This is a genomic window from Microbacterium sp. Ld4 (genome assembly GCF_045066555.1).
Classification (GTDB): domain Bacteria; phylum Actinomycetota; class Actinomycetes; order Actinomycetales; family Microbacteriaceae; genus Microbacterium.
This window is the reverse complement of record NZ_JBISHE010000005.1, coordinates 50,311-72,847: the sequence shown is the minus strand read 5'-3', so window position 1 is coordinate 72,847 and position 22,537 is coordinate 50,311. Positions and strand designations below refer to the sequence as shown.

Annotated in this window: 30 protein-coding genes; 21 read left to right on the top strand and 9 right to left on the bottom strand. The window is 70.5% G+C overall.

Annotation, left to right across the window (positions count from 1 at the left end):
* Positions 1–134: 134 nt before the first annotated feature.
* The 10 genes from ACJJV7_RS01915 to ACJJV7_RS01870 all read left to right on the top strand — a co-directional run bounded on the left by ACJJV7_RS01915 (position 135) and on the right by ACJJV7_RS01870 (position 10,681).
* Positions 135–284 carry a hypothetical protein gene (locus tag ACJJV7_RS01915; protein WP_405371914.1) on the top strand — a complete coding sequence of 50 codons (150 nt, stop codon included), beginning with the start codon at positions 135–137 and terminating at the stop codon, positions 282–284.
* A complete protein-coding gene (locus tag ACJJV7_RS01910) occupies positions 281–370 on the top strand; it encodes a potassium-transporting ATPase subunit F (RefSeq protein WP_405371913.1) in 90 nt (29 codons plus the stop codon). Before ACJJV7_RS01915 ends, ACJJV7_RS01910 begins: the two co-directional genes overlap by 4 nt.
* Complete coding sequence (kdpA, locus tag ACJJV7_RS01905) at positions 370–2,043, top strand: potassium-transporting ATPase subunit KdpA (RefSeq protein WP_405371911.1); 1,674 nt, start codon at positions 370–372, stop codon at positions 2,041–2,043. Before ACJJV7_RS01910 ends, kdpA begins: the two co-directional genes overlap by 1 nt.
* Before the next feature lie 2 nt (positions 2,044–2,045).
* Entirely contained in the window at positions 2,046–4,190 is a 2,145-nt protein-coding gene (gene kdpB / locus ACJJV7_RS01900) for a potassium-transporting ATPase subunit KdpB (protein ID WP_405371909.1), read from the top strand.
* Between the two features lie 17 nt (positions 4,191–4,207).
* Positions 4,208–4,846, top strand: a complete 639-nt coding sequence (kdpC, locus tag ACJJV7_RS01895) for a K(+)-transporting ATPase subunit C (protein ID WP_405371907.1) — start codon at positions 4,208–4,210, stop codon at positions 4,844–4,846.
* Between the two features lie 2 nt (positions 4,847–4,848).
* A complete protein-coding gene (locus tag ACJJV7_RS01890; protein WP_405371905.1) occupies positions 4,849–7,335 on the top strand; it encodes a DUF4118 domain-containing protein in 2,487 nt (828 codons plus the stop codon).
* On the top strand, positions 7,332–8,021 hold the full coding sequence (locus ACJJV7_RS01885) for a response regulator (RefSeq protein WP_405371904.1): 690 nt from the start codon (positions 7,332–7,334) through the stop codon (positions 8,019–8,021). Before ACJJV7_RS01890 ends, ACJJV7_RS01885 begins: the two co-directional genes overlap by 4 nt.
* A gap of 121 nt (positions 8,022–8,142) precedes the next feature.
* Entirely contained in the window at positions 8,143–9,288 is a 1,146-nt protein-coding gene (locus ACJJV7_RS01880) for a zinc-dependent alcohol dehydrogenase (RefSeq protein WP_405371902.1), read from the top strand.
* Positions 9,289–9,308: 20 nt separating this feature from the next.
* On the top strand, positions 9,309–9,902 hold the full coding sequence (locus tag ACJJV7_RS01875; RefSeq protein ID WP_405371900.1) for a hypothetical protein: 594 nt from the start codon (positions 9,309–9,311) through the stop codon (positions 9,900–9,902).
* Positions 9,903–9,967: 65 nt separating this feature from the next.
* A complete protein-coding gene (locus tag ACJJV7_RS01870) occupies positions 9,968–10,681 on the top strand; it encodes an alpha/beta fold hydrolase (RefSeq protein ID WP_405467807.1) in 714 nt (237 codons plus the stop codon).
* A gap of 68 nt (positions 10,682–10,749) precedes the next feature.
* Here the strand turns inward: ACJJV7_RS01870 and ACJJV7_RS01865 are convergent, their stop codons facing one another.
* Complete coding sequence (locus tag ACJJV7_RS01865; protein WP_405371897.1) at positions 10,750–11,625, bottom strand: manganese catalase family protein; 876 nt, start codon at positions 11,623–11,625, stop codon at positions 10,750–10,752.
* Positions 11,626–11,825: 200 nt separating this feature from the next.
* On the opposite strand from ACJJV7_RS01865, the gene ACJJV7_RS01860 reads away from it, so the two are divergent.
* A complete protein-coding gene (locus ACJJV7_RS01860) occupies positions 11,826–12,674 on the top strand; it encodes a lytic transglycosylase domain-containing protein (RefSeq protein ID WP_405371895.1) in 849 nt (282 codons plus the stop codon).
* A gap of 51 nt (positions 12,675–12,725) precedes the next feature.
* On the opposite strand, the gene ACJJV7_RS01855 is transcribed toward ACJJV7_RS01860, so the two are convergent.
* Complete coding sequence (locus tag ACJJV7_RS01855; protein WP_405371893.1) at positions 12,726–12,923, bottom strand: hypothetical protein; 198 nt, start codon at positions 12,921–12,923, stop codon at positions 12,726–12,728.
* A 433-nt stretch (positions 12,924–13,356) separates the two neighbouring features.
* Here ACJJV7_RS01855 and ACJJV7_RS01850 point away from each other — a divergent pair, with 433 nt between their 5' ends.
* From ACJJV7_RS01850 to ACJJV7_RS01840, 3 genes are all read left to right on the top strand, one after another.
* Positions 13,357–13,644, top strand: coding sequence for a hypothetical protein (locus tag ACJJV7_RS01850; protein ID WP_405371891.1), 288 nt, complete (start codon positions 13,357–13,359; stop codon positions 13,642–13,644).
* Between the two features lie 112 nt (positions 13,645–13,756).
* The gene (locus ACJJV7_RS01845) at positions 13,757–14,077 is read left to right on the top strand and encodes a hypothetical protein (protein WP_405371889.1); all 321 of its coding nucleotides are present in this window, start codon (positions 13,757–13,759) and stop codon (positions 14,075–14,077) included.
* A 63-nt stretch (positions 14,078–14,140) separates the two neighbouring features.
* Positions 14,141–14,470, top strand: coding sequence for a hypothetical protein (locus ACJJV7_RS01840; protein WP_405371887.1), 330 nt, complete (start codon positions 14,141–14,143; stop codon positions 14,468–14,470).
* Between the two features lie 22 nt (positions 14,471–14,492).
* On the opposite strand, the gene ACJJV7_RS01835 is transcribed toward ACJJV7_RS01840, so the two are convergent.
* From ACJJV7_RS01835 to ACJJV7_RS01825, 3 genes are read right to left on the bottom strand one after another with little or no spacing between them, the layout of a single operon-like run.
* On the bottom strand, positions 14,493–15,236 hold the full coding sequence (locus ACJJV7_RS01835) for a glycosyltransferase (RefSeq protein ID WP_405371886.1): 744 nt from the start codon (positions 15,234–15,236) through the stop codon (positions 14,493–14,495).
* Positions 15,233–16,570, bottom strand: a complete 1,338-nt coding sequence (locus tag ACJJV7_RS01830) for a PIG-L family deacetylase (protein WP_405371884.1) — start codon at positions 16,568–16,570, stop codon at positions 15,233–15,235. Before ACJJV7_RS01830 ends, ACJJV7_RS01835 begins: the two co-directional genes overlap by 4 nt.
* Positions 16,567–17,589 (bottom strand): acyl-CoA dehydrogenase, encoded by a 1,023-nt coding sequence (locus tag ACJJV7_RS01825; RefSeq protein WP_405371883.1) that lies wholly within the window; start codon positions 17,587–17,589, stop codon positions 16,567–16,569. Before ACJJV7_RS01825 ends, ACJJV7_RS01830 begins: the two co-directional genes overlap by 4 nt.
* A 199-nt stretch (positions 17,590–17,788) precedes the next feature.
* Here ACJJV7_RS01825 and ACJJV7_RS01820 point away from each other — a divergent pair, with 199 nt between their 5' ends.
* Genes ACJJV7_RS01820 through ACJJV7_RS01810 form a run of 3 tightly spaced genes read left to right on the top strand, consistent with a single transcriptional unit; the run spans position 17,789 to position 18,889 of the window.
* A complete protein-coding gene (locus tag ACJJV7_RS01820; protein ID WP_405371881.1) occupies positions 17,789–18,334 on the top strand; it encodes a Dps family protein in 546 nt (181 codons plus the stop codon).
* A gap of 10 nt (positions 18,335–18,344) precedes the next feature.
* On the top strand, positions 18,345–18,671 hold the full coding sequence (locus ACJJV7_RS01815) for an ATP-dependent DNA ligase (protein WP_405371880.1): 327 nt from the start codon (positions 18,345–18,347) through the stop codon (positions 18,669–18,671).
* Positions 18,668–18,889, top strand: coding sequence for a hypothetical protein (locus ACJJV7_RS01810; protein ID WP_405371879.1), 222 nt, complete (start codon positions 18,668–18,670; stop codon positions 18,887–18,889). The genes ACJJV7_RS01815 and ACJJV7_RS01810 overlap by 4 nt, the downstream gene beginning before the upstream one ends.
* 5 nt (positions 18,890–18,894) lie before the next feature.
* Here ACJJV7_RS01810 and ACJJV7_RS01805 read toward each other — a convergent pair whose 3' ends face one another.
* On the bottom strand, positions 18,895–19,227 hold the full coding sequence (locus tag ACJJV7_RS01805; RefSeq protein ID WP_405371877.1) for a hypothetical protein: 333 nt from the start codon (positions 19,225–19,227) through the stop codon (positions 18,895–18,897).
* A gap of 61 nt (positions 19,228–19,288) precedes the next feature.
* On the opposite strand from ACJJV7_RS01805, the gene ACJJV7_RS01800 reads away from it, so the two are divergent.
* The gene (locus ACJJV7_RS01800) at positions 19,289–19,612 is read left to right on the top strand and encodes an ATP-dependent DNA ligase (RefSeq protein WP_405371875.1); all 324 of its coding nucleotides are present in this window, start codon (positions 19,289–19,291) and stop codon (positions 19,610–19,612) included.
* Positions 19,596–20,066: a CinA family protein gene (locus ACJJV7_RS01795; RefSeq protein WP_405371873.1), complete on the top strand. Its 471-nt coding sequence runs from the start codon at positions 19,596–19,598 to the stop codon at positions 20,064–20,066. The genes ACJJV7_RS01800 and ACJJV7_RS01795 overlap by 17 nt, the downstream gene beginning before the upstream one ends.
* A 328-nt stretch (positions 20,067–20,394) precedes the next feature.
* On the opposite strand, the gene ACJJV7_RS01790 is transcribed toward ACJJV7_RS01795, so the two are convergent.
* Both ACJJV7_RS01790 and ACJJV7_RS01785 read right to left on the bottom strand, forming a co-directional pair.
* On the bottom strand, positions 20,395–20,748 hold the full coding sequence (locus ACJJV7_RS01790) for a hypothetical protein (protein ID WP_405371871.1): 354 nt from the start codon (positions 20,746–20,748) through the stop codon (positions 20,395–20,397).
* A 29-nt stretch (positions 20,749–20,777) separates the two neighbouring features.
* Positions 20,778–20,906 (bottom strand): hypothetical protein, encoded by a 129-nt coding sequence (locus ACJJV7_RS01785; RefSeq protein ID WP_405371870.1) that lies wholly within the window; start codon positions 20,904–20,906, stop codon positions 20,778–20,780.
* 152 nt (positions 20,907–21,058) lie between these two features.
* Between ACJJV7_RS01785 and ACJJV7_RS01780 the strand changes: the two genes are divergently transcribed.
* Positions 21,059–21,301 (top strand): hypothetical protein, encoded by a 243-nt coding sequence (locus tag ACJJV7_RS01780; protein WP_405371869.1) that lies wholly within the window; start codon positions 21,059–21,061, stop codon positions 21,299–21,301.
* Position 21,302: 1 nt separating this feature from the next.
* Positions 21,303–21,809, top strand: coding sequence for a MarR family winged helix-turn-helix transcriptional regulator (locus ACJJV7_RS01775; RefSeq protein ID WP_405371867.1), 507 nt, complete (start codon positions 21,303–21,305; stop codon positions 21,807–21,809).
* A gap of 45 nt (positions 21,810–21,854) precedes the next feature.
* Here ACJJV7_RS01775 and ACJJV7_RS01770 read toward each other — a convergent pair whose 3' ends face one another.
* The gene (locus ACJJV7_RS01770) at positions 21,855–22,412 is read right to left on the bottom strand and encodes a flavin reductase family protein (protein WP_405371865.1); all 558 of its coding nucleotides are present in this window, start codon (positions 22,410–22,412) and stop codon (positions 21,855–21,857) included.
* Positions 22,413–22,537: the final 125 nt, after the last annotated feature.

The following is a 22,537-nucleotide window of genomic DNA, read 5'->3' as shown; positions in this document are numbered from 1 at the left end:
GTGCCGCCGAGCCTATCGGCGCCCGCCCCGACGGGGTCGGGCGGGGCGGTGTGAGGAATCCGTGAGGAGGGCGAGCCCGGCCGTATGGATCTCGTGAGGACGAGCGGATGCCGTGCGGCGTGCGTGTTGCATCAGTGATGCGCCCAGTGGGCGTGCGCCCCGGTATCCCGGGTCGCCCTCCCCGGAAATCGGAGTTCCTCGTGCTGGACATCGCCTTCGTGCTCGGCGCTCTCGCGCTGTTCGCGATCGTCGGCCTCTTCGTCACGGCGGTGAGCAAGCTGTGATCGTCTTCGAGATCATCGCGGCCGTTCTCGCCGTCGCGGCCGTCGCCTACCTCGTCGTCGCCCTCGTCGCACCGGAGCGGTTCTGATGGAGTGGCTCTCGCTGCTCGGCCTCATCGCGACCCTCGCCCTGGCGCTCGCCGTCACCTACCGGCCGCTCGGCGACTACCTGGCTCGCACCTACACGAGGGCCGCCGACCTGCGCGTCGAGCGCGGCTTCTACCGCCTCATCGGCGTCTCATCGGCATCCGATCAGACGTGGCAGGCGTACGCCCGGAGCGTGCTCGCGTTCTCCGCCGTCGGCGTCGTGTTCGTCTACGTCCTGCAGCGCACCCAGCAGTGGCTTCCAGCCTCACTGGGCCTGGCGGCGCCGAGCGAGCCTCTCGCCTTCAACACCGCGATCTCGTTCGTCACCAACACGAACTGGCAGTCGTACTCACCCGAGCAGACCCTCGGCTACACGGTCCAAGCGGCGGGTCTCGCCGTGCAGAACTTCGTCTCCGCCGCGGTCGGACTGGCCGTGGCCGTCGCTCTCATCAGAGGACTCTCGTCGCAGGGACGCCAGGGAATCGGCAACTTCTGGGTCGACCTGACCCGCGGAACGCTGCGGGTGCTCCTGCCGTTCGCGGCCCTCGCCGCGCTCGGGCTGATGGCAGGCGGCGTGATCCAGAACCTGTCGGGCGTCACCGAGGCCACGACGCTCAGCGGCGCTGTGCAGAGCATTCCGGGCGGGCCGGTCGCCTCCCAGGAGGCCATCAAGCTCCTCGGCACCAACGGCGGCGGCTTCTTCAACGCCAACTCGGCGCACCCGTTCGAGAACCCGTCGGGATGGACCAACCTCTTCGAGATCTTCCTGATGCTCGTGATCCCGTTCGCCCTCCCGCGCACGTTCGGCTCCGTGGTCGGCGATCACCGACAGGGATTCGCCATCCTCGCCACGATGAGCGTGCTGTTCATCGGATCCACCGTCGCGGTCACCGCGTTCGAGCTCTCCGCCGCAGGAACCGCGCCCACTCTCGCGGGTGGCGCCTGGGAGGGAAAGGAGGCGCGCTTCGGCATCGTCGGCTCGACCCTGTTCGGCGCGACCAGCACCCTCACCTCCACCGGCGCGGTCAACTCGATGCACGACTCCTACACCGCCCTCGGCGGCATGGTTCCGCTCCTCAACATGATGCTCGGCGAGGTCGCTCCCGGCGGCGTCGGGGCGGGCCTGTACGGGATCCTCGTGGTGGCGATCATCGCCGTCTTCGTGGCGGGGCTGCTCGTCGGTCGCACGCCGGAATACCTGGGCAAGAAGATCGGCACCCGCGAGATCACGCTCGCGAGCATCTCCCTCCTGGCGACGCCGATCCTGGTGCTCGGCGGCGTCGCGGCGAGCTTCGTCATCCCCGGCGTGCGCGACGACGTCGTGGGGACGTCGATCTGGAACCCGGGCGTCCACGGCCTCACCGAGGTCGTCTACGCCTTCACCTCGGCGGCGAACAACAACGGGTCCGCGTTCGCCGGCCTCACGGCGAACACCCCGTGGCTCAACACCGCGCTGGCCGTCGCGATGCTGCTCGGGCGATTCGTTCCGATCGTGCTCGTCCTCGCCCTGGCCGGATCCTTCGCCCGGCAGGAACGGGTTCCCGCCACGGCGGGCACCCTCCCCACCCATCGGCCGCTGTTCGTCGGGCTCCACCTCGGCACGATCGTCATCGTCACCGCTCTCACGTATTTCCCCGTTCTCGCGCTGGGTCCCCTGGCGGAAGGTCTGGTCTGAACATGTCCGTCCTCATCGACACACCTCCTGCGGCTCAGGCCGCCCCGTCCCGCGCGGCGCGGATCGACGCGGCCGCACTCGCGGCGGCGCTTCCGGGCGCCCTGCGCAAGCTCGACCCGCGCGCCCAGTGGCGGAACCCCGTCATGTTCATTGTGTGGGTCGGCGCCCTGCTCACGACCGCGCTCGCCGTCGCCGAGCCGTTCCTCGGCGGACCCGCCGATTCCGGCGGGTCGGCGGTGCCCGCCGCGTTCACCGCCGTCATCGCCGGGTGGCTCTGGCTCACCGTGCTGTTCGCGAACGTCGCGGAGTCGGTGGCCGAGGGCCGGGGGCGCGCGCAAGCGGATTCGCTTCGCGCCACCCGCACCAGCACGACCGCGTCCCGCGTCATCGGCTACGACGCCGGCACCGACCCGGAGGCGCGCACGGCGCGTGTCGACGTCGTCTCCTCGGCTGACCTCGTCCTGGGCGACGTCGTCGTGGTTACCGCGGGCGAACTCGTGCCGGGCGACGGCGACGTCGTCTGGGGGATCGCCTCGATCGACGAGTCGGCGATCACGGGCGAGTCTGCTCCGGTGATCCGCGAGTCCGGCGGTGACCGCAGTGCGGTGACCGGCGGCACCCGCGTGCTGTCCGACCGCATCGTGGTCGCGATCACGTCGAAGCCGGGCGAGACCTTTGTCGACCGGATGATCGCGCTCGTCGAGGGCGCCTCGCGCCAGAAGACCCCGAACGAGATCGCCCTGAACATCCTCCTGGCGAGCCTGTCGATCGTCTTCGTCGTGGTCGCGCTGGCCCTCAACCCGATCGCCTCCTACGCGGCGGCGCCCGTCAGCATCCCGGTCCTGGTGGCCCTCCTGGTCTGCCTCATCCCGACGACGATCGGTGCGCTGCTCTCGGCCATCGGCATCGCCGGCATGGACCGCCTGGTGCAGCGGAACGTCCTCGCGATGTCGGGGCGTGCCGTCGAGGCGGCGGGCGACGTGACGACGCTGCTGCTCGACAAGACCGGCACGATCACCTACGGCAACCGCCGCGCCTCAGACGTCATCGCCCTCGCCGGCACCACGCGCGAGGAGCTCCTGCGCGCGGCTGCCCTCTCTTCCCTCGCCGACCCCACGCCGGAGGGATCGTCGATCGTCGAGCTCGCGGCGGCGGCCGGTGTGACGGCGGAGGCCGCCGCCGGTGCGCGGAGCGTGCCCTTCACCGCGCAGACCCGCATGAGCGGCATCGATCTGCCCGGCGGCATGGAGATCCGCAAGGGAGCCGCGTCGGCGGTGGCCCGGTGGGTTGGCGGCCGCGCCCCGGCGGATGCCGACCGGACGGCCGAACTCGACCGGGCGGTCGAGCAGATCTCGCGATCGGGCGGGACACCGCTCGTGGTGGCGGTGCGCCGGGCGGGCGAGCCGCCCCGCGTCCTCGGGGTCGTCCAGCTGAAGGACGTCGTGAAGGACGGCCTCGCCGATCGTTTCGCGGAACTGCGCTCGATGGGCATCCGCACCGTGATGATCACCGGAGACAACGCTCTGACCGCCGCGGCGATCGCCGCCGAGGCGGGGGTGGACGACTTCCTCGCCGAGGCGACACCGGAGGACAAGCTCGCCTACATCCGCTCCGAGCAGCAGGGCGGCCGGCTGGTCGCGATGACCGGGGACGGCACCAACGACGCACCCGCCCTCGCGCAGGCCGACGTCGGTGTCGCGATGAACTCCGGCACCTCGGCGGCGAAGGAGGCAGGGAACATGGTCGACCTCGACTCCGACCCGACGAAGCTCATCGACATCGTGCGGATCGGCAAGCAGCTGCTCATCACCCGCGGCGCGCTGACCACCTTCTCGATCGCGAACGACATCGCCAAGTACTTCGCGATCGTGCCCGCCATGTTCATGGGCGTGTTCCCGCAGCTCGGGGCGCTCAACGTCATGGGCCTGCACTCGCCGGCCTCGGCCGTGCTGTCGGCGGTCATCTTCAACGCCCTCGTCATCGTGGCCCTCATCCCGCTCGCCCTCCGCGGCGTGCGGTACCGGGCCGGTGACGCCGCGTCGATCCTCGGGCGGAACCTGCTCGTCTACGGCCTCGGCGGCGTCGTCGCACCCTTCATCGGCATCGGGCTCATCGACCTCGTCGTGCGCCTGATCCCCGGCTTCTGACCTCGAGAGGATCCCTGATGACTTCCCCCACCCCTCGCCCGCAGCGCACCCCGCGCCGCGGCGCCCTCCGCGTCGTCGGCGTGTCCGTCCGCGCAATGCTCGTCTTCACCCTCGTGCTCGGAGTCGGCTACACCGCCGCGATCACCGCGGTGGGTCAGCTCGCGTTCGGCGACTCGGCGAACGGTGCCCTCCTCCGGGATACCGACGGCACGGTCGTCGGATCGTCGCGACTCGGACAGGCCTTCACGGATGCCGGTGGCGAACCGCTGCCGCAGTACTTCCAGTCCCGCCCCTCGGCCGCCGGCGACGGCTACGACGCCGCCTCCTCGTCCGGGTCGAACCTCGGGCCCGAGAGCCCCGACCTCGTGGCGGCCATCACCGAACGGAGGGCCGGCGTCGCGGCCCTGGAGGGTGTCGCCGAGAGCGCCGTCCCCCCAGACGCGGTGACCGCGTCGGCATCCGGACTCGACCCGCACATCAGCCCCGCGTACGCTTCGATCCAGGTGGGCCGTGTGGCCGCCGCGCGCGGCCTCGAACCGCAGACGGTGCGAGGCCTCGTGGCGCAGCACACGCAGGCGCCCGACCTCGGCTACCTCGGTGAGACGGTCGTGAACGTCGTGGAGCTCAACCGCGATCTGGATCAGCAGGGGGAGTGACCGTGACGAGACGTGGGCGGCTTCGCGTGCTCCTGGGCGCGGCTCCCGGCGTCGGCAAGACGTACACGATGCTCGAGGAGGGCGCGCGCCTGGCCGCCGACGGCCGCGACGTCGTCATCGCTGTGGTCGAGACGCACGGCAGAGCGGCCACGGCGCGGATGACGGTGGGCCTCGAGGTCGTCCCCCGGCTCGCGGTGGAGTACCGCGGGGTGTCACTCCAGGAGATGGATCTCGCGGCCGTGCTCGCCCGCCGGCCCGCTCTCGCCCTCGTCGACGAACTCGCCCACACGAACGCGCCCGGCTCCCGCCACGAGAAGCGCTGGCAGGACGTCGAGGACCTCCTCGCCGCGGGCATCGATGTGGTCTCCACCGTCAACATCCAGCACATCGAGTCGGTCAACGACGTCGTCGAGCAGATCACCGGCGCGCCGCAGCGCGAGACGGTTCCCGACCGCGTGCTGCGCGCCGCCGACCAGGTCGAGGTCGTCGACGTCGCGCCGCAGGCACTCCGCGACCGGCTCGCCCAGGGTCTCGTCTATCCCGCGGAGCGGGTGGATGCCGCCCTGTCGAACTACTTCCGTCTCGGCAACCTCACGGCCCTTCGCGAGCTGGCCCTGCTGTGGCTCGCCGACGACGTCGACGCCGCTCTCACCGACTACCGCGCGGAGCACGGGATCGATTCGCGGTGGGAAGCGCGCGAGCGGGTCGTCGTCGCACTCACCGGGGGGCCGGAGGGCGAGGTGCTGCTGCGCCGCGGCGCGCGCATCGCGGCTCGCTCCTCGGGCGGCCGGCTGCTCGCCGTCCACGTCACAAGCCAGGACGGCCTCCGTGCGGCGGATCCGGCCGTTCTCGCCGCGCAGCGGCTGCTGGTCGACACCCTCGGGGGCACCTTCCACCAGGTCGTCGGGTCCGACATCCCGACCGCCCTCGTCGAGTTCTCCCGGTCGGTCAACGCGACGCAGCTCGTGCTCGGGGTCAGTCGGCGCAGCCGGTTCGCGGCGCTCGTCAGCGGTCCGGGCATCGGCGCGACGGTGATCCGCGAGTCCGGAGACATCGACGTGCACATCGTGACGCACTCCGCGGCCGGGGGGCGGTTCGCGCTCCCTCGCCTCGGCGGGGCGCTGAGCATGCGACGACGGTTGGCGGGCTTCGCCCTCGCGATGCTGGGCGGGCCGCTCCTGACATGGGTGCTCGTGCTGCTGCGAAGCGAGGAATCGATCACCAGCGACGTGCTGAGCTATCAGCTGCTGGTCGTGGTGGTCGCCCTCGTGGGCGGGATCTGGCCCGCGCTCTGGGCGGCCCTGCTCAGCGGCGTCACGCTCGACTTCTTCTTCGTCGAGCCGCTGTACACGATCCACGTCCATGAGCCGCTCCACCTCCTCGCCCTGGGCCTGTACGTCACGATCGCGATCCTCGTCAGCGTCGTCGTCGACCGCGCGGCGCGGAAGACCCGGGTTGCGCGCCGCGCCGCGGCCGAGGCGGAGATGCTGCAGACCGTCGCCGGCAGCGTGCTCCGGGGCGAAGGGGCGATCCTCGCCCTCGTCGAGCGCACCCGCGAAGCCTTCGGGCTCGCGGGTGTGCGGCTGGTCGCGGCCGATGTGGTCCTCGCCCGCAGCGGTGAACCGCTCGCCGACGGCCGCCACACGCCGGTGTCCGTCGGTGGCCGCGCCGTCCTCGAACTCCACGGCCGCGACCTCCGGGCCTCGGAGCGGCGGCTGCTCGCCGCGATCGTGGCCCAGCTCGATGCCGCGCTCGTGCATCGCGATCTGGCGGAGGTCGCCAGCGAGCTGGAGCCCCTCGCGGCATCCGATCGAGTGCGCAGCGCGCTCCTCTCGGCGCTCAGCCACGATCTCCGTCGTCCGCTCGCGGCGGCGACCGCGGCCGTCGGCGGCCTCCGCAGCGGCACGTTCACCGACGACGACCGCGACGAGCTGCTCGCGACGGCGGACGAGAGCCTCGCCGCGCTCGCCGCGCTCGTCACCGACCTCCTCGACGTCTCGCGGCTGCAGGCCGGAGCCCTCGCGGTGTCGCTCGCGCCGGTGGATCCCGTCGACGCCATCCTGCCGGCGATAGACGAGCTCGGCACCGGCCCCGGTGAGGTCGATCTGCGGCTCGAGACCGACGGCCCCCACGTCGCGGCCGACGCCGTGCTCCTGCAGCGCGTCGTCGTGAACCTCCTCGCCAACTCGCTCCGACACTCTCCCGAGGGGGAGCGCGTCGCGATCACGACGAGCGCCTTCGGAGGGCGTGTCGAGATCCGCATCGTCGACCACGGCCAGGGCGTTCCGGCAGACCGGCAGGGCGAGATGTTCGTGCCCTTCCAGCGCCTCGGCGACACCGACAACTCGACCGGTCTGGGGCTCGGACTCGCCCTGTCCAAGGGGTTCGTCGAGGGCATGAGCGGCACCCTCCGTGCGGAGGACACCCCGGGCGGCGGGCTCACGATGGTCATCTCCCTGCCCATGGCGGGCGAGAATGAGCAGCGATGAAGATCCTGATCGCCGACGACGACCCGCAGATCCTCCGGGCGCTGCGGATCACTCTCGCCGCGCGGGGCTACGAGGTGCTGACGGCGGGCACGGGTGCCGAGGCGATCGCCGCCGCCGTCGACGGTCACCCCGACGTCATCCTGCTCGATCTCGGGATGCCGGGACTCGGCGGCATGGATGTGATCCACGCGGTGCGCGGCTGGTCGGAGGCGCCGATCCTCGTCGTGTCGGGTCGCACGGGGTCGGCGGACAAGGTTGACGCCCTCGACGCGGGCGCCGACGACTACGTCACCAAGCCTTTCTCGATCGACGAGCTGCTCGCGCGCATCCGGGCGCTGACGCGGCGCACTCCCCAGCAGGAGGCCGACCCGGTCAGCGGCTTCGGCGACGTGTCGGTCGACCTCGCCGGGCGCAGTGTGACGCGTACCGTCGCAGGACGCACCGAGCGGATCCGGCTGACCCCGACCGAGTGGCAGGTCCTCGAGGTGCTGATGCGCAATCCCGGACGCCTCGTGACGCGGCAGACCCTGCTCACGACCATCTGGGGGTCGGAGCACGTCAGCGACACCGGGTACCTGCGGCTCTACATCTCTCAGCTGCGCCGAAAGCTCGAAGCCGACCCCGCGGCCCCGCGGCACATCCTCACCGAGGCGGGCATGGGCTACCGGTTGGAGCTCGACCGCTGAGCCCGGAACGCCCGCGCGGCGCCGGAATCTGCCGCTCCTGACACGGTGATCCGCCGAGCGCAACCCCCTCCCCGTCGCCTCTGTGCGCAGCGAGGGTTGCGTGCGACCCCGAGGAGGACTGATGAAAGCGATGGCCTACCGCGGACCGTACAAGATCCGCGTCGAAGAGAAGCCCGACCCCGTGATCGCGCACCCCAATGACGCGATCGTCCGTGTGGAGCTCGCATCGATCTGCGGCTCCGATCTGCACCTGTACCACGGCATGATGCCCGACACCCGCGTCGGCCATACCTTCGGCCACGAGTTCATCGGCCGCGTCGAGGCGGTGGGGTCGTCGGTGCAGACCCTGTCGGTCGGCGACCGGGTGATGGTGCCCTTCAACATCTACTGCGGGTCGTGCTTCTTCTGCGCGCGAGGGCTCTTCTCGAACTGCCACAACGTGAACGCCAACGCGACCGCGATCGGCGGCATCTACGGCTACTCCCACTCGACCGGCGGATTCGACGGCGGCCAGGCCGAACTCGTGCGCGTGCCGTTCGCCGATGTCGGGCCGATGGTGATCCCCGAGGACATCGCATCGGAGGATGCGCTGCTGCTGACCGACGCGTTCTCGACCGGGTACTTCGGTTCGCAGCTCGCGGACATCGTCGAGGGCGACACCGTCGTGGTGCTCGGCGCCGGGCCAGTCGGCCTTGCCGCGGCGCGGTCGTGCTGGCTGATGGGCGCCGGCCGGGTGATCGTCGTCGACCACCTCGACTACCGGCTCGCCAAAGCGAGGGAGTTCGCCTACGCCGAGACCGTGCATTTCGGCGAGGTCGACGACATCGTCCTGACCCTCAAGAAGATGACCGAGGGACTCGGAGCGGATGCCGTCATCGACGCCGTCGGCGCCGAGGCCGACGGTCACTTCCTTCAGCACGTGACCGCCGCCAAGTTCAAGATGCAGGGCGGTTCGCCCGTGGCGTTGAACTGGGCGATCGACGCCGTCCGCAAGGGCGGCACGATCTCGGTCATGGGTGCCTACGGGCCCCTGTTCAGTGCGGTGAAGTTCGGAGACGCCATGAACAAGGGCCTCACCATCCGGGCGAACCAGGCGCCGGTGAAGCGGCAGTGGCCGCGCCTGCTCGAGCACATCCGCGCCGGCCACATCGCCCCCCGCGACCTCGTCACCCACCGTTTCGGGCTCGACGGGATCGCCGAGGGATATCACGTGTTCTCGTCGAAGCTCGACGGCATCATCAAGCCCGTCGTCACCTTCGGGTCCTGACGAAGAGAAGGAGGCACACCATGCCGTACACCGCAGACAAGCCCAGCACGCCCCCGCAGGCCGACGCCCTCCGCGCGAAGGTGCCGGGGTGGGGCGCCGATCTCGATCCCGCCGACCGGCCCGCCTTCCCCCGCGAGCAGCCGGGCATCGAGACCGGCGCGCACTGGACGCTGCCGGACCAGCAGCCCCACGGCGACGGACGGGAACGCTCCATCGAGCACACTCGCCTGACTCCCGTTTTCGGCACCGCCCAGCCCCTCCACGGGGTCTCCGGCGCCGTCCGGCGCCTGGCCTACGCGCGGTACAGCGAGGCGCAGACGGCGCACTGGATGCTGCTGATCGCGGGCGACCGCCTCGAGTCGGCGGGCGCCCATCTCCGCTCCTTCGCGAGTCGCCGCCCCGACGATCCGATCACCCAGTCCGGCGTGCTCGGCGAACGAGGACGACGCCCCTGGTCGTCCCGGGTCGGCCGCGGCCGCGTCGATCTCGCGCACACGTGGATCGACCCGCTGCTCGTCATCGGGCCCTGGGCCCTCGGCGGCGTCGCCGTCTGGAAGATCGTGCGCGCGGCATTCGGTCGCTCGTCCCGGCGCTCGTCGGCTCGACGACGCTGAGCGCCGGAGACCGCCGATCAGGTGGGCCCGCCCGACGCATCGGCGTCGACGGGCTCACCTTCTGCGTGCGCGTGTCGGGGCGAGCGGATGCCGGTGCCCCCGTCGTCCTCGTGCACGGGATCGGCATGTCGCACCGCTACTTCCGGCGCCTCGCCGCCGCGCTCCGGCGCCGGCGCACCGTGATCGTCGTCGACCTCCCCGGGCACGGCGCCAGCCCGAAGCCCGGACGCGACGTGGACGTCGGCGAGATGGCGCGCGCGCTGGCCGTCGTGCTCGCCGAAACCGGGGCGGGCGGGTGCGTGCTCGTCGGGCACTCGATGGGAGCGCAGTGGGTCGTCGAGACCGCTCTGCAGGCCGAGGAGCTCGTGAGTCGGGTCGTCGTCATCGGGCCGGTCGTCGACGACGCCCACCGCACCGTCTTCGCGCAGATGCGCGCCCTCGCGGTCGACTGCCTGCGGGAGCCGCCCCGGGTGAACGTGGTGGTCTTCACCGACTACCTGCGGTGCGGAGTGCGGTGGTATCTGACGCAACTCCGCCACATGATGACGTATCCGACCGAAGACCGGGTGGCGAGGCTTCGACAGCCGCTGCTCGTCCTGCGAGGGGAGCGCGACCCCATCGCGGATGTGCGCTGGGGTCGCGCCCTCGCCGCTCGGACGGCCGACGGGCGGTTCGCGCAGGTCGGAGGCGCCGCGCACGTCGCGCAGTCCACCGCCCCGCTGGCCGTCGCGGCCCGAATCCTGACGTTCGCTCCGTCTCCTGATCGCGCCGTCTCCTGACCGCGGCTCCCTGACAGCGCGGCCCTGATCGCGGGGCCCGGAGCGCTGCCTCCGGGCCCCGCGATGCCTCACGAGAGGGCGTCGCGGATGACGCCCTCGGCCTTGTCCACGAGGTTCGGCTTCGCGTCGGTGCCGAAGAAGCGCGGGTCGGGCTGCGTGGGCGGCGGCATGGGCGCCGAGGTGTCGGGGCCGTCGAGGTAGGTGAACTCGCCCTTCCCGTCCGGGGTCGGTCCGCTCGCCCACGATCCCTCGGCCGCGGCCGCACCGTCGGAGAAGTTGATGTACGTGTACGAGTGGTCGCGCGCCTCTTTCGAGAGCGGGAAGTTGCTCGGCACCGGGATGTCCTCCACGCCCTCGTCGCGCAGCTCCTGCGCGGCTCGGATCCACTGGTTCTGGTGCATCGTGTCGCGCGCGAGCAGGAACGAGAGCATCTCCCGCACGCCGTGGTCGTCGGTCATGTTGTAGATGCGGGCGACCTGCAGCCGTCCCTGCATCTCGGCGTTCGCGTTGGCCGTGAAGTCGGCGAGGAGGTTGCCGCTTGAGGTGACGTACGACCCCTGCCACGGGTTGCCGTTGCTGTCGACGGGCCGGACTCCGGCGCCCGCGACGATTGCGGCCTGCACGTCCATGCCGCCGATGACTGGGCCGAGCACGGGGTCGGCGGCTGCGGCCGCCTCGCTCTGCTCGACGGGGGCCTTCTCGAGGAGCTGGGCGATCATGATTGCGAGCATCTCGACGTGGCCGAACTCCTCCGCGCCGATGCCGTACAAGAGGTCGCGGTACTTCCCCGGGATGTGGGCGTTCCAGGCCTGGAACCCGTACTGCATCGCGACGGTGATCTCGCCGTACTGGCCGCCGAGGACCTCCTGGAGCCGACGGGCGAAGATCGCGTCGGGCTTCTCCGGCGTCGCGGCGAACTGCAGCTCTTGCTTGTGGAAGAACATCCTTGCTCCTGATCTGTCGGGGGAGAGGAGCGAGACGAGTTCGAACGCTCCGTCTGCGCGACGGTAGGGAGGGGCAGGGGTGCCCGGGAGGGGGGCTGACGACCTCCCCTCGCCGTGTGATTCTCCGCGTCGGGACAGGTCGGGCGGGTACTGTGTGCCCCTCTGCGCGGCGTTCGACGCGCCTCGGAGAGGGATCGCGGATGGCATCGGGTGCACGGCGTAGGGCCTCCGCGCGCCCGGCGGCGAAGCGGCGGACCGCGGCCCAGCGCAGGAACGCCGCGCGGCGCCGCCGGGCCGCGCGGGCGGCGGGCATCGGCGTGGCCCTCATCCCGTTCGTTATCGTGATCGCGCTGGCCGTGCACTTCGCGGGGTCCGTCTCGGCCGAGGCCCCCGCAGAGCCGGCTCAGGCGGCGGCGCCCGTGCCGCCGGTGACGCTGCTCGCCCCGGACGAACCTGCGGGCGACGACACGCAGGCGGCCGAAGAGCCCGGCCGTGCCGACCCGGCGTGGCTCGACACGGTCGCCGAACGCACCGGCATCCCGGCGCGAGCGCTCGCGGCCTACGCCGGGGCAGAGCTGGAGCTCGCCGCAGACCAGCCCGGTTGCGGCATCGCATGGAACACCCTCGCCGCGATCGGGTCGATCGAGTCGGGTCATGGCAGCCACGGCGGCGCCACGCTGCAGCGCGACGGCTGGGTGTCACCGCGCATCCTCGGTCCGCGCCTCGACGGCGACGGCGTCGCCGCCATTCGCGACACGGACGGCGGCGAGTGGGACGGCGACGACCGGTGGGATCGTGCCGTGGGGCCGATGCAGTTCATCCCCGAGACATGGGGATACTGGGGCGCGGACGGCAACGCCGACGGCATCCGTGATCCGAGCCAGCTCGACGACGCGGCGCTCGGGGCGGCGCGCTATCTGTGCGACTCCGGTTCGATGGAGGGCACCGACGCCTGGCGCTCGGCGGTCTTCCGGTACAACCAGCTCACGCAGTACGTCGACGACGTCGCTCGCGTGGCGACCGAGTACGCAGACCGCGCGGCGAGCTGACACGACGAAGCGCCGCGCTCCCGAGGGGGCGCGGCGCTGTCGGTGAGCGGCTCAGTCGTCGTCGCCGGTGCGATTCAGTGACGAGCTCGAATCGGCGGAGTCGGGGTCGACGCCCGGCTGCACGTTCTCGATGGGCACGCTCTTGTCGTTTCGTGCCGCCTCGGAGACGGCTTCGATCGGGTCTTCGTCGGGCAGGTCGCCGCCGGGGATGGGGGCGTCCGAGCCGGGGATGTCCGTGCGATCGGTCATGGTCTGCTCCTCTCGTGGGCCTTCACGCTACGGCGGCGCGAGGGGGGCGCCGAGGGGGTTGACACTCGCTGTGGCCACAGCGGGATGCCCGGGCATCCGGATGCCCGGAACGCAAGGGCGGCCCCGGCGATAAGCCCGATCGCCGGGGCCGTTCATAAGCGTGGGAGAGGGCAGGTGACCCGAACACCTGTCTTCTCGACCGTGCCGCCTACTTACCTTGCAGTAATGACCGTAGGGTTCGGCTCCGACATCCAGGGGGGCATTGACTTTTCGCGGCGCCATCTGGTAGCTGTTCCGCCTCGCGTGCCATGGGGGCATGCGACTGTCAAGCCCCTCTCCTGCCCGGCCGGTCCAACCGAGGGTGAGGACATGCGGGAGTGATATCCGCCGGCCCTCGATGAAGAGCGGCCCCTGAGACGACTGGAGGTCCGTCATGCCTGACGATCCCGTCCATGAGCTCGCGCTCAGCCCTCTGGGGCAAGATGCGTGGCGCTTGTGCGACCCTGCGATATCCGCGTCGGACGCGGAGAACGTCATCGCCTACGTGGAGCGATCCGCGGTCTGTTACGAAGTCACCTGGGTTCACGGCGGGTTCGGGACCGCCTGGTTCGACACGATGGACGAGGTGATGGCCGCTGCGGCGACGCATGTCGCGGAGTGCGCGTCGCGTCGGCGCAAGCCGGTTCCGATCCCTCACCGTCCGCCTCTCGGAGCGATCTGACGCCATTTTTCTCTAGGCTGTCAAGCAGATGACAGCCTTGCGTCCAGCGATCATGGTTGATCGTGCGCGAACAGACGCGCGTGGGCGACGACAGTGACAGAGGAGAATCCCGGTGAAGCGCATCGACATCTCGTATGGCGGGCAGTGGTACAGCATCGGCAATCGCTCCTTCGACGAGGTCCGCGACGAGATCAGCGCGGGGCTCCGTGCCGGACATCTCTGGCTCGAGGTCAACGACGGTGACGGACAGCCCCGGCCGGCGTTCCTGTCGATCTCGCCCGGCGTCCCGCTGGCACTCGTTCCGCTTCCTGAGCAGCAGGACCCGCCTCTCGGCGGGCCGGCTTCGGCTCTCGAGGACGACATCGTCCCGATCGTGCCGGCCTGGACCGGACCCACGATCCACGCCGATCGCGGCGAACAGCCGCCCAGCTAGCGCTCGGTTCGCGCCCGGGTCAAGACCCTGCGGTTTCCGGGTGCGAGGGCGCACAGTGTGATCATGACTGAACACACGGATGCCGCAGACCGGACGCCCGAGGGAGCCCGAGCGGGCGACCACTATGGACAGGACGGCGGGCGCGAGGAGATCGCCGCGACCGACACCCAGAAGGGCCGCTCGGGCGAAGCCACCCAGGATCTGCCCGCCATGTCGCAGAACGACGCCGATGTCTCGCAGAAAACCGAGGGAATCCTCGTGCAGACCCAGGCGGACATCGCCGGTCATGACGACATCGACGGGCGCCAGATCCTCATCACCCGACTCGGTGAGGCGGGCATCTCGCTCTCCTCCGACGAGCTCGACGCGCTCGCATCCCGTCTCGGCAGCTGAGCGCAGCGACGCCGCCCCGCGCTCAGAGGAGTGAGATCTCCCTGCTGGGCACGCGGGGCCGGTCGCGCGCCGCATCCAGGAGGCCCGACCGGAGGTACGTCGCGTAGCCCTCGGGGGCGCGCGCGATCGTCCGTCCGCTCGTGCGGACCCAGGCGGCATCCGAGGCGACGATCTGCGCACCCGATGAGGTGACGGCCGCCATGAGCTGAACATCCTCGTGCGCGCTGATCGCGGGAAACCCTCCCGCCGCCAGCAGCACGTCTGCGCGCAGGCCCAGGTTCGCTCCGTGGACGTGACCGTTCGCCTCGCCCGCCGTGTGCGTCGCCCACCACGCGTCGACCTGCTCGGCCGAGAGGTCGGCGAAATCGGGACGGACGGTCCCCACGACCGCATCGGCGCCGGCCCGCGCCAGCGCGAGCTGGTGGGTCAGCCAATGCGCGGGCACGACGGAGTCGGCGTCGGTATGCGCCGTCCAGATCCTTCCGGGCCGGATCGGCGCGAGCGACCTCAGTGCCGCGTCCAGCCCGGCCGATCTCGCGGCGCCGACCGCTCGCGCGCCGAGGGTGATCGTCCCGACCCCGGCCGCCGCCGCGATCTGCGCCGAGCCGTCACTGCACGCGTCGAGGGCGACGATCACCTCGATGCGCTCGACGAGACCGCGCACGGCGAGCACGGCGATCTCGAGCGACGCGAGGCATGCCGCCAGCAGATCCTCCTCGTCGTGGGCCGGGACGACCACGGCGATGGCGTCGATCCTCGTGGTCATGCGAGTCCCTCGGCCTCGGCGACCGACGGTGTGCCGGCGGTGACCCAGACCTCCAGGATGACGTCTTCATCGATGTGCCTGGCCAGGCGCTCCAGTCCGGTCCGGGCGATCGCCTCGTGCACGATGGCCGCATCGAGCGGTGCGTCCGAGAGCGGACGCCGCCAGTGACAGGCGACGAGCACGCCGTCGGGGCGGAGCGTCGCGGTGATCTTCTCGAGTGCGGCCCCGAGGTCGTCGCGCGACCAGTAGTAGCCGAGCTCGGACAGGACGATCAGGTTCCACGTCCCCTCGGGCCAGTCGGCGGGGAGCACGAGCTCCTCGAACCGGACGGAGGGGAGCCGCCGCCGGGCCCGCTCGAGCGCCACGGCAGACGCGTCGACGCCTACGATCTCGTCGGACCGCGTCGCCAGCTCGGCAGTGAGGGCGGCCGTGGCGCACCCCAGCTCGAGGGTGCGAGCGAAGCGCCGGCGCGGCAACGACGCCAGGACCAGGGCCCGCTTGCGCTCCTCGTACCAGCGCGAATCGAACCCCCACGGGTCGTCGTGGCGGGCGAAGTACTCCTCGAAATGCGCGGGCTCGACGGATGCCGCGGAGGCCGCCGGTGCGGCAGGTGAAGGGGGAGGAACGGCGATGAACATCTCGGCCTCGCGGTGGAAGTGGGACAGCATGTTCTCGTGGAGGACGGGATCCGCATCCGCCCCCAGTCTCTGCTGCGAACCGTGCTCGGCGATGGCTGCGGCCTTCGCCGACATGACACCCGGCGTCAGCGGGAGCCGAAGCCAGGGACCGGGGTCGGGTCGTGCCGGATCGCCCCAGTGCCAGTACCAGATGGGATACCCGACCACTCGGCGGGAGCCGGCCGTCGCGAGCACGGCCTCGCCGAGGACGCGATGGTCGCGGTGCCCATCGCCCCACCAGGTGACCGCGATGAGGGCGTCGGCGGGGTCGACGGCGCGGAACTCGCCGATCAGCAGGTCCGACAGGTCGCCGGCGTGCTCGCGCAGGCCACCGTCGGGCAGACCGAGAAAGCGCAGGCGAGCCCGGGGGGCGAGCCGGGCGAGTGCGGCCGTGAGCTCGGCGCGGCGCGTCACCCCGGCGCGCCGGGTCTCGGGAAGCGTCGCCTCGCCGTCGGTGGCGACGACGACGGTCACCTCGACGCCTGCCGCTGCGGCGGTGGCGAGGAGCCCGCCGGCGCCGAGGGTCTCGTCGTCCGGGTGCGCGGCGACGACGACCAGGTGCGAGAACGACATGTCGAGGGGCTCGGCGGGAATCTCGGTCGTCTGCCAGGCCCGCTCCGCGGTGCCGTGCTCCCGGTGGTCGAACGACACGCTCATGCCACGAGGCCCAACCGCCCGAGGCGCGCCGTGTCGCGCTCGGCGTGATGCTGACGCAGGTACAGGCGAAGGTCGGCGACCCGCTTCGCGTGCGCCTCATCCGTCGTGAGCGGCGCCGGCCCCAGCGCTCGGTCGCTGACCGAGAGGATCTGTTCGGTGGCGGTGGCGATCACGATGCGGGTACGGGCGGCGAGGACCTTCGCGTCGTCGCCCGTCGAACCGGCGTCAACCTCCCGAGCGGCGCGTTCGAGGGCGAGGCGGGCGGTCCAGTCGGCGGCATCCGCTTCTCCCGCGAAGTAGGTCGCGAGCTGGTCGGCGCGGGCGGAGCCGGCGGCTCGCTTCACCGCCGTCACGAGCGGGCGCGCGGCGCCCCACCAGATCGCGGCGACGCCGATGCCGCCCCAGCTGAAGCCGGGGCGATCGAGGTACCAGCCGGGGCCGCCGACGGGGACGGCGCGCACCTGTGCGAAGTCGACGGGAGCGCTGACCACGCCCCGGAGTCCGCGCGCCACCCAGGGGCCCGCGTGCGCGCGGACTCCGGCGCTCCGGAGGTCGACGGCGAACAGGCGTCGCGCGCCGTCGCCGGTCCAGGCGGTGACGAGGGCATGGGTCAGATGTGCGGCGAGGGAACACCACGGCTTCGTGCCGGAAAGGGTCCAGGAGTCGTCGTCCGCGCGGTCCGCGGCGACGCCCTCGCCTGGTCCCTCGGCGGCGTACACCCCCCACGTCGAGTCGTCGGTCGCGCCCAGCTGCTCCCGGAGAAGCGACAGGTCGTGACCGGCCGCGCGGGCCTCTGACAGGATCGCCTGCGCGTCGAGGTGCGGTTCGATCATGCGCGCCGCCTCGACGTCGTGCGCCGCGATCGCCGCGAGGCCATCCCACAGCCGCAGGGTGTCGCCCTCGCCCGGGCGCGGCAGCCGGCGGGCGAGCGATGCCGCGGCATCCATCGCGAGGCCCGCGCCCGCCGAGGGGACGATCGAGGTGGGGTCGAACGCGTGGGTGTCGAGCGGTTCGGGCATTTAATCCTCCACGTCACAGCCTCGAGCGTCATAGACACGTGACGAGGGGGCTTGACGAAGGGCTCGAGCGGCCGCTAATCGCCGCAGAGCGGTGGGGAATATCACCGGCTGAGAGCCCGCGCAACCCCGGGGCCATGGACCGGCCGCCGCCGTAATGTCACTATCGACACGGATATCCTCGCGAAGAAAGGGATCCCTCATGACGACCCAGACGAAGACCGATTCGCCTACCCGCAACAACCGCCGCGCAGCCGGCGCACGCCTCACCGACGAGCAGAACGCCGAGACCGGCTTCAGCGCGTCGCAGAGCCTCAGCGACAACCTGCAGAAGGTCCTCGTCGATCTGATCGAGCTCGCGTCGCAGGGCAAGCAGGCGCACTGGAACGTGGTCGGCAAGAACTTCCGCGACACGCACGTCCAGCTCGACGAGATCATCGACGCCGCGCGCGGGTTCAGCGACACCGTCGCCGAGCGCATGCGGGCGCTGCACGCGGTTCCCGACGGACGCAGCGACACCGTCGCCGAGACGACGACTCTCCCCGAGTTCCCGCACGGCGAGGTGGCGACCGGCGACGTGATCGACCTCGTCACCGAACGCCTCGAGGCGACGATCGCCACGTGCCGCACCGTGCACGACGATGTCGACGATGAAGACCCGACCAGCGCAGACATCCTCCACGGCATCCTCGAGACCCTCGAGCAGTACGCCTGGATGGTCAGCGCCGAGAACCGCACTCCGCGCTGAGCGCGCCTCGATGGGCAAGTTCATCTACGACGGGGCGATCAAGGTCGACTTCGACGACCGCACCCTCGCGCATCTGCAGATGGTGATCACCTCGAAGCTCCGGCGTGGGGAGTCCTTCTACTTCATGTGGAAGGACGACCCGGCCATCGGCAACGGCCGCACGAGCATCTGGCTTCACCCACGCACGAACCTCGTCTTCAAGTTCTACCGAGGACCGCGGATGCAGCTGAACATGGAATGGATCGACGCCCTCTCGTCGGCGGCGAACTCGCCGGCCGGTCTGTACCTCATCCCGGAGCCTGCACAGCTTCCCCAACCTCAGGAGATCGACCAATGAAGCGCATCGACATCCATTACGGCGGAGAGCTGTACAGCATCGGCGACACGTCGTTCGAGGACATGAAGAAGGCCGTCGACGATGCTGTGGCCGCCGGTCACGGGTGGATCGAGGTCAACGACGGAGAGGGTGCGCCGCGGACGGCGCATCTGCTCATCACCCCGGGGGTCCCGATCGCGCTGATCCCGATTCCCGAGCCGCCCGCAGACGAGATCTGAGTCCGTCAGGCCGAATGGTCGTCAGGGCCGTGGTCGATCTCGAAGAAGCTCGAGACCAGCTGGATGCCGGTCGAGGAGTTGGCCGATGCGGCGAGCTCTTCGACCCACGCGCGGCTGAGCATCGGTGCCTCCGGGTCGTCGAAGACGAAGCGCATCGGGATGGACGGATGCATCCAGATGGTCGTGCGTCCTCGGGGGAAGTCGTCGGGATGCTGCCACGACACGGTGAAACTCTCCGAGCGGCGAAGCTTGGTCGAGATGACGAGCTGAAGGTGCGCGAGGGCGCGGTCTTCGATTCTGATAGGCGTCGCCGAGCCGCCGTAGTAGATGAGGCCCATGGGCCCACCATAATGGGAACAGGTCTTCTGCGTCCTCGCAGATGTCCGGAGAGGATGCGCGGTGGGCAAGTTCATTTATGAGGATTCCATCAAAGTGGACTTCGAGGATCGCACGCTCGCACATCTGCAGCAGGTGATCGGCAACAAGCTGCGTCGGGGAGAGTCCTTCCACTTCACATGGCGCGACGACAAGACGATCGGTGAGGGGCGCACATCGGTGTGGCTCCACCCGCACGCGTCGCTCGTCTTCAAGTTCTACGGCAGCCGCCAGTCGCGCATCAACCGCGCCTGGTCGGAGGCTCTCATGTACACCGCCAACTCGCCTGCGGGCCTTCACCTGGTTCCGGAGCCGACAGATCCCGGAGAAGGTGACGCGTCTGCCTGATCAGGTCGAACGACTCGCAGAGATCGCCGGCGACGCCGGAATCGTGTGCGCGGTCGTGGAATCTCTCACGAGCGGCAAGCTGGCCGCCGAGGTAGGGCGCGGTGCGTCCGCACAGGACTGGTTCGCCGGTGGCATCGTCGCCTACCAGGTGCGCGTCAAGGAGCAGGTCCTCGGCCTCGAGCCGGGGATCGATCCCTGCTCGGCCGCCTGCGCCGAACAGCTCGCCCGGGGCGCTCAGAAGCTCCTCGGCGCCGACGTGGTGGTCTCGACCACGGGCGTGGGGGGCCCGGACGAGCAGGACGGTCACCCGCCCGGCACCGTCTACCTCGGCTGGGCGCGTGGCGACGAGCTCGGCCACCGGCTGCTCCAGGTCTCCGGGGAGCCGGAAGAGGTTCTGGGCGCCGCCGTCGACGCCGCGCTCGACCTGCTTCTCGAGGTCGCCGAGGGCGCCTGACCAGGCTGCCCGCCGACAGGTCGGTCCGCTCGTCGACGAGCGTGCCCACCCGGTGATGAGTCTGCCCGCCCGCTAACGAGAAGGTGCCGCGGCACCGCTCGGAATGGGGGGATGAGCGGATGCCGCGGCACCGTGCCATCGACGCGGGGGGAGCGTCGGCAGCGGAGGCTGGGGGAGCCTCGGGGGAGCGAGACGAGCTCGCTGTCTGTGGAGTTGAGGGTGCGCCGTGCGGGTCAGACGAGCAGCGGCGGAGTGCCGAAGTCGCGCGTGAACTCGGCCGCGAGGGCGTCTTCGTACGCGTCGGCGTCGTCGAGCAGGTCGGCGTCGGTCATGCCGCCACCTCGGTGCGCTTGGCCGACGTGCGGGCGGAGGTGATCTCGGGGATGTTCAGGTTCGCATCGAGCACGAGTCCGCCGTTGGAGGTGGCCTGGTCCGCCATCTCGCGGAGCGTCGCGGGGTTCAGGGCCATCGGCTCCGCCTGGTCGTAGACGAAGCGGAGGGGGATCGCCGGCTGGAACCACAGGGTGGTGCGGCCTTCGCCCTCGCCATCGGTTCCCTTCAGCGACACGACGAAGCTCTCGCTCCGTCGGAGCTTGGTGGTCGCGACAGCGGCGAGGTGCGCGAGAACGCGGTCGGGCATGACGATCGGCTGGTCGACGTTTCCGTAGTAGAGGTTTCCCATGACGTGTCTCCTGGCGTTGGTGCGGTTTGTCAGATCTGGAACGGCTGAGCCGTGATGCGGCGGCGGCGCCGCACGAGCGAGTCCACGAGGCCTCCGCGCCACCATTCGCGACGCTCTGGGATCAGGGCGACGCCGAGGGAGGCGAACGTTGCGTTCACCGGGCGATGGGTAAGAGGGGGTGTCATCTCGTTCTGCTGTCTCCGTGAATTGCTAGCTAAGCAACAGGTCTAGTGCTTTTCACATCTCCTGTCTATCATCATTTATGAGAAACCTTGTAACTTTCACAGACATTGAGAACTAGGGTGGGGTGATGTCGATGACCATGGTGGACACTCAAGCGCCGGCGGCGGAGCGCAATGCTTCCGTGCGCTGGCACGAGGTCGAGGATGGATTCTGGGTGGGAAGCGCACCCGGTCTGTTCCTCGGTACTGTGGAGCGCACCCCGACCGGCTACGTCACCCGAGACCACGCCGGCGTACGGATAGCTGAATTCCCCAGCGCGGACCAGGCTCGAGCCGCGTTGCCCGATCGCGTTCTTGAGCCGAGGAGTTGATATGCCTCAGTCGATCGTTCGTCACGAACACGTCCACCTGTACGCCTCCGAGCCCCGTTCCGACGCCGGCAGGGAGCTGAGCCGCGCCATCCTGGAACTGCGTCATGCGGAACAGGTGCAGGCCGACCGCTCGCAGCGAATCTCTGGGCTCGGCGGCATCGACCTGTCCGCACTTCGCTACCTCGTGCAGGCTCAGCGCGAGTCGCGGGAAATCAGCCCCAAAGACCTCATCGTCATGCTGGGGACCTCGAGCGCCACCGTCACGAACGTGATCGAGCGCCTCGTCGGCAAGGGCTATGTTCTGCGCGAGCAGCATCCGACGGACCGTCGTGCGCACTACCTCGTGCCCACCGAGGCGGCCGCCGACCTGATCGACGAGGTCTACGGCGGACACCACGGCGCCGTCGTCTCGGTCATCGACAGCCTCGACGAGGACGCCGTCGTCACGACGACCGCCGTTCTCCGCAGGGTCGCCGAAACCCTCAACGACCTCGCTTCACGCCCCTGACGAGCCGCCGATCGCGCGCGACCCGCTGACCGGGAGCGACCGCGATCAGATAGCGGTGTCAGCACCCAATCGGTGCCAGGTGCGGTTGTGGTACACGAGCGGGTCCGACGTGTCGCGCTCGACGTGCGCCTGCAGCGCGTGCGCGGCGATGACGGTGGAGCCACCGGCATCCATTCGCTCGATGACGGCGCATCGCACCCAGGCGCGGACACCCTGGTACACCGTCTCGCCGGTCGTGAGCGTGGCCCAGGGCAGCTCCGCGAAGCGGTCGATCCCGCTCGTCGCGCCGGTCTTGGCGACCTCGAGGTCGTCGACGTCGAGCAGGTGGACGACGACAGTCTCGGCGCGCGCGAGCACCGATGACGCCGACGACTGCGTCGACACGGAGAAGATGAGCAGGGGCGGATCGACGCTCACGGACGAGACCGATGTCGCGGTCAACGCGACCGGACCGTCGCCGGCGTCCGCCGTGATCACTGCGACGCCGCCGGGGTGGCCGCGGAAGACGCTCTTGAACTCGTCGGCCGACAGCGATCCCTCGAATCGGTGCTCCGAGAGGCGAGCGGATGCCGCGGGCGCGGTGGCGGGATCGTGCGAAGTCATACCTACGAATTTACGCACCCTGTGCACGCCGAGGGTCATCGGGCCGTCGCGAGACGTCATGCGGGGCAACAGCCGGTCACACGGCGGGGCGGGCCCGCTCTATCTGGCCGCGTGCGCCTCGGGTA

Bases quoted from the DNA above. Each gene is read 5' to 3' on its own strand.
- ACJJV7_RS01815 (WP_405371880.1), top strand. From the start codon at position 18,345: ATGGGCAAGTTCATCTACGACGGGGCGATCAAGGTCGACTTCGACGAC.
- ACJJV7_RS01770 (WP_405371865.1), bottom strand. From the start codon at position 22,412: ATGACTTCGCACGATCCCGCCACCGCGCCCGCGGCATCCGCTCGCCTC.
- ACJJV7_RS01865 (WP_405371897.1), bottom strand. From the start codon at position 11,625: ATGTTCTTCCACAAGCAAGAGCTGCAGTTCGCCGCGACGCCGGAGAAG.
- kdpA (WP_405371911.1), top strand. From the start codon at position 370: ATGGAGTGGCTCTCGCTGCTCGGCCTCATCGCGACCCTCGCCCTGGCG.
- ACJJV7_RS01830 (WP_405371884.1), bottom strand. From the start codon at position 16,570: ATGAGCGTGTCGTTCGACCACCGGGAGCACGGCACCGCGGAGCGGGCC.
- ACJJV7_RS01840 (WP_405371887.1), top strand. From the start codon at position 14,141: ATGACTGAACACACGGATGCCGCAGACCGGACGCCCGAGGGAGCCCGA.
- ACJJV7_RS01860 (WP_405371895.1), top strand. From the start codon at position 11,826: ATGGCATCGGGTGCACGGCGTAGGGCCTCCGCGCGCCCGGCGGCGAAG.
- ACJJV7_RS01835 (WP_405371886.1), bottom strand. From the start codon at position 15,236: ATGACCACGAGGATCGACGCCATCGCCGTGGTCGTCCCGGCCCACGAC.
- ACJJV7_RS01880 (WP_405371902.1), top strand. From the start codon at position 8,143: ATGAAAGCGATGGCCTACCGCGGACCGTACAAGATCCGCGTCGAAGAG.
- ACJJV7_RS01780 (WP_405371869.1), top strand. From the start codon at position 21,059: ATGTCGATGACCATGGTGGACACTCAAGCGCCGGCGGCGGAGCGCAAT.
- ACJJV7_RS01790 (WP_405371871.1), bottom strand. From the start codon at position 20,748: ATGGGAAACCTCTACTACGGAAACGTCGACCAGCCGATCGTCATGCCC.
- ACJJV7_RS01825 (WP_405371883.1), bottom strand. From the start codon at position 17,589: ATGCCCGAACCGCTCGACACCCACGCGTTCGACCCCACCTCGATCGTC.
- ACJJV7_RS01805 (WP_405371877.1), bottom strand. From the start codon at position 19,227: ATGGGCCTCATCTACTACGGCGGCTCGGCGACGCCTATCAGAATCGAA.
- ACJJV7_RS01850 (WP_405371891.1), top strand. From the start codon at position 13,357: ATGCCTGACGATCCCGTCCATGAGCTCGCGCTCAGCCCTCTGGGGCAA.
- ACJJV7_RS01855 (WP_405371893.1), bottom strand. From the start codon at position 12,923: ATGACCGATCGCACGGACATCCCCGGCTCGGACGCCCCCATCCCCGGC.
- kdpB (WP_405371909.1), top strand. From the start codon at position 2,046: ATGTCCGTCCTCATCGACACACCTCCTGCGGCTCAGGCCGCCCCGTCC.
- ACJJV7_RS01885 (WP_405371904.1), top strand. From the start codon at position 7,332: ATGAAGATCCTGATCGCCGACGACGACCCGCAGATCCTCCGGGCGCTG.
- ACJJV7_RS01775 (WP_405371867.1), top strand. From the start codon at position 21,303: ATGCCTCAGTCGATCGTTCGTCACGAACACGTCCACCTGTACGCCTCC.
- kdpC (WP_405371907.1), top strand. From the start codon at position 4,208: ATGACTTCCCCCACCCCTCGCCCGCAGCGCACCCCGCGCCGCGGCGCC.
- ACJJV7_RS01875 (WP_405371900.1), top strand. From the start codon at position 9,309: ATGCCGTACACCGCAGACAAGCCCAGCACGCCCCCGCAGGCCGACGCC.
- ACJJV7_RS01810 (WP_405371879.1), top strand. From the start codon at position 18,668: ATGAAGCGCATCGACATCCATTACGGCGGAGAGCTGTACAGCATCGGC.
- ACJJV7_RS01820 (WP_405371881.1), top strand. From the start codon at position 17,789: ATGACGACCCAGACGAAGACCGATTCGCCTACCCGCAACAACCGCCGC.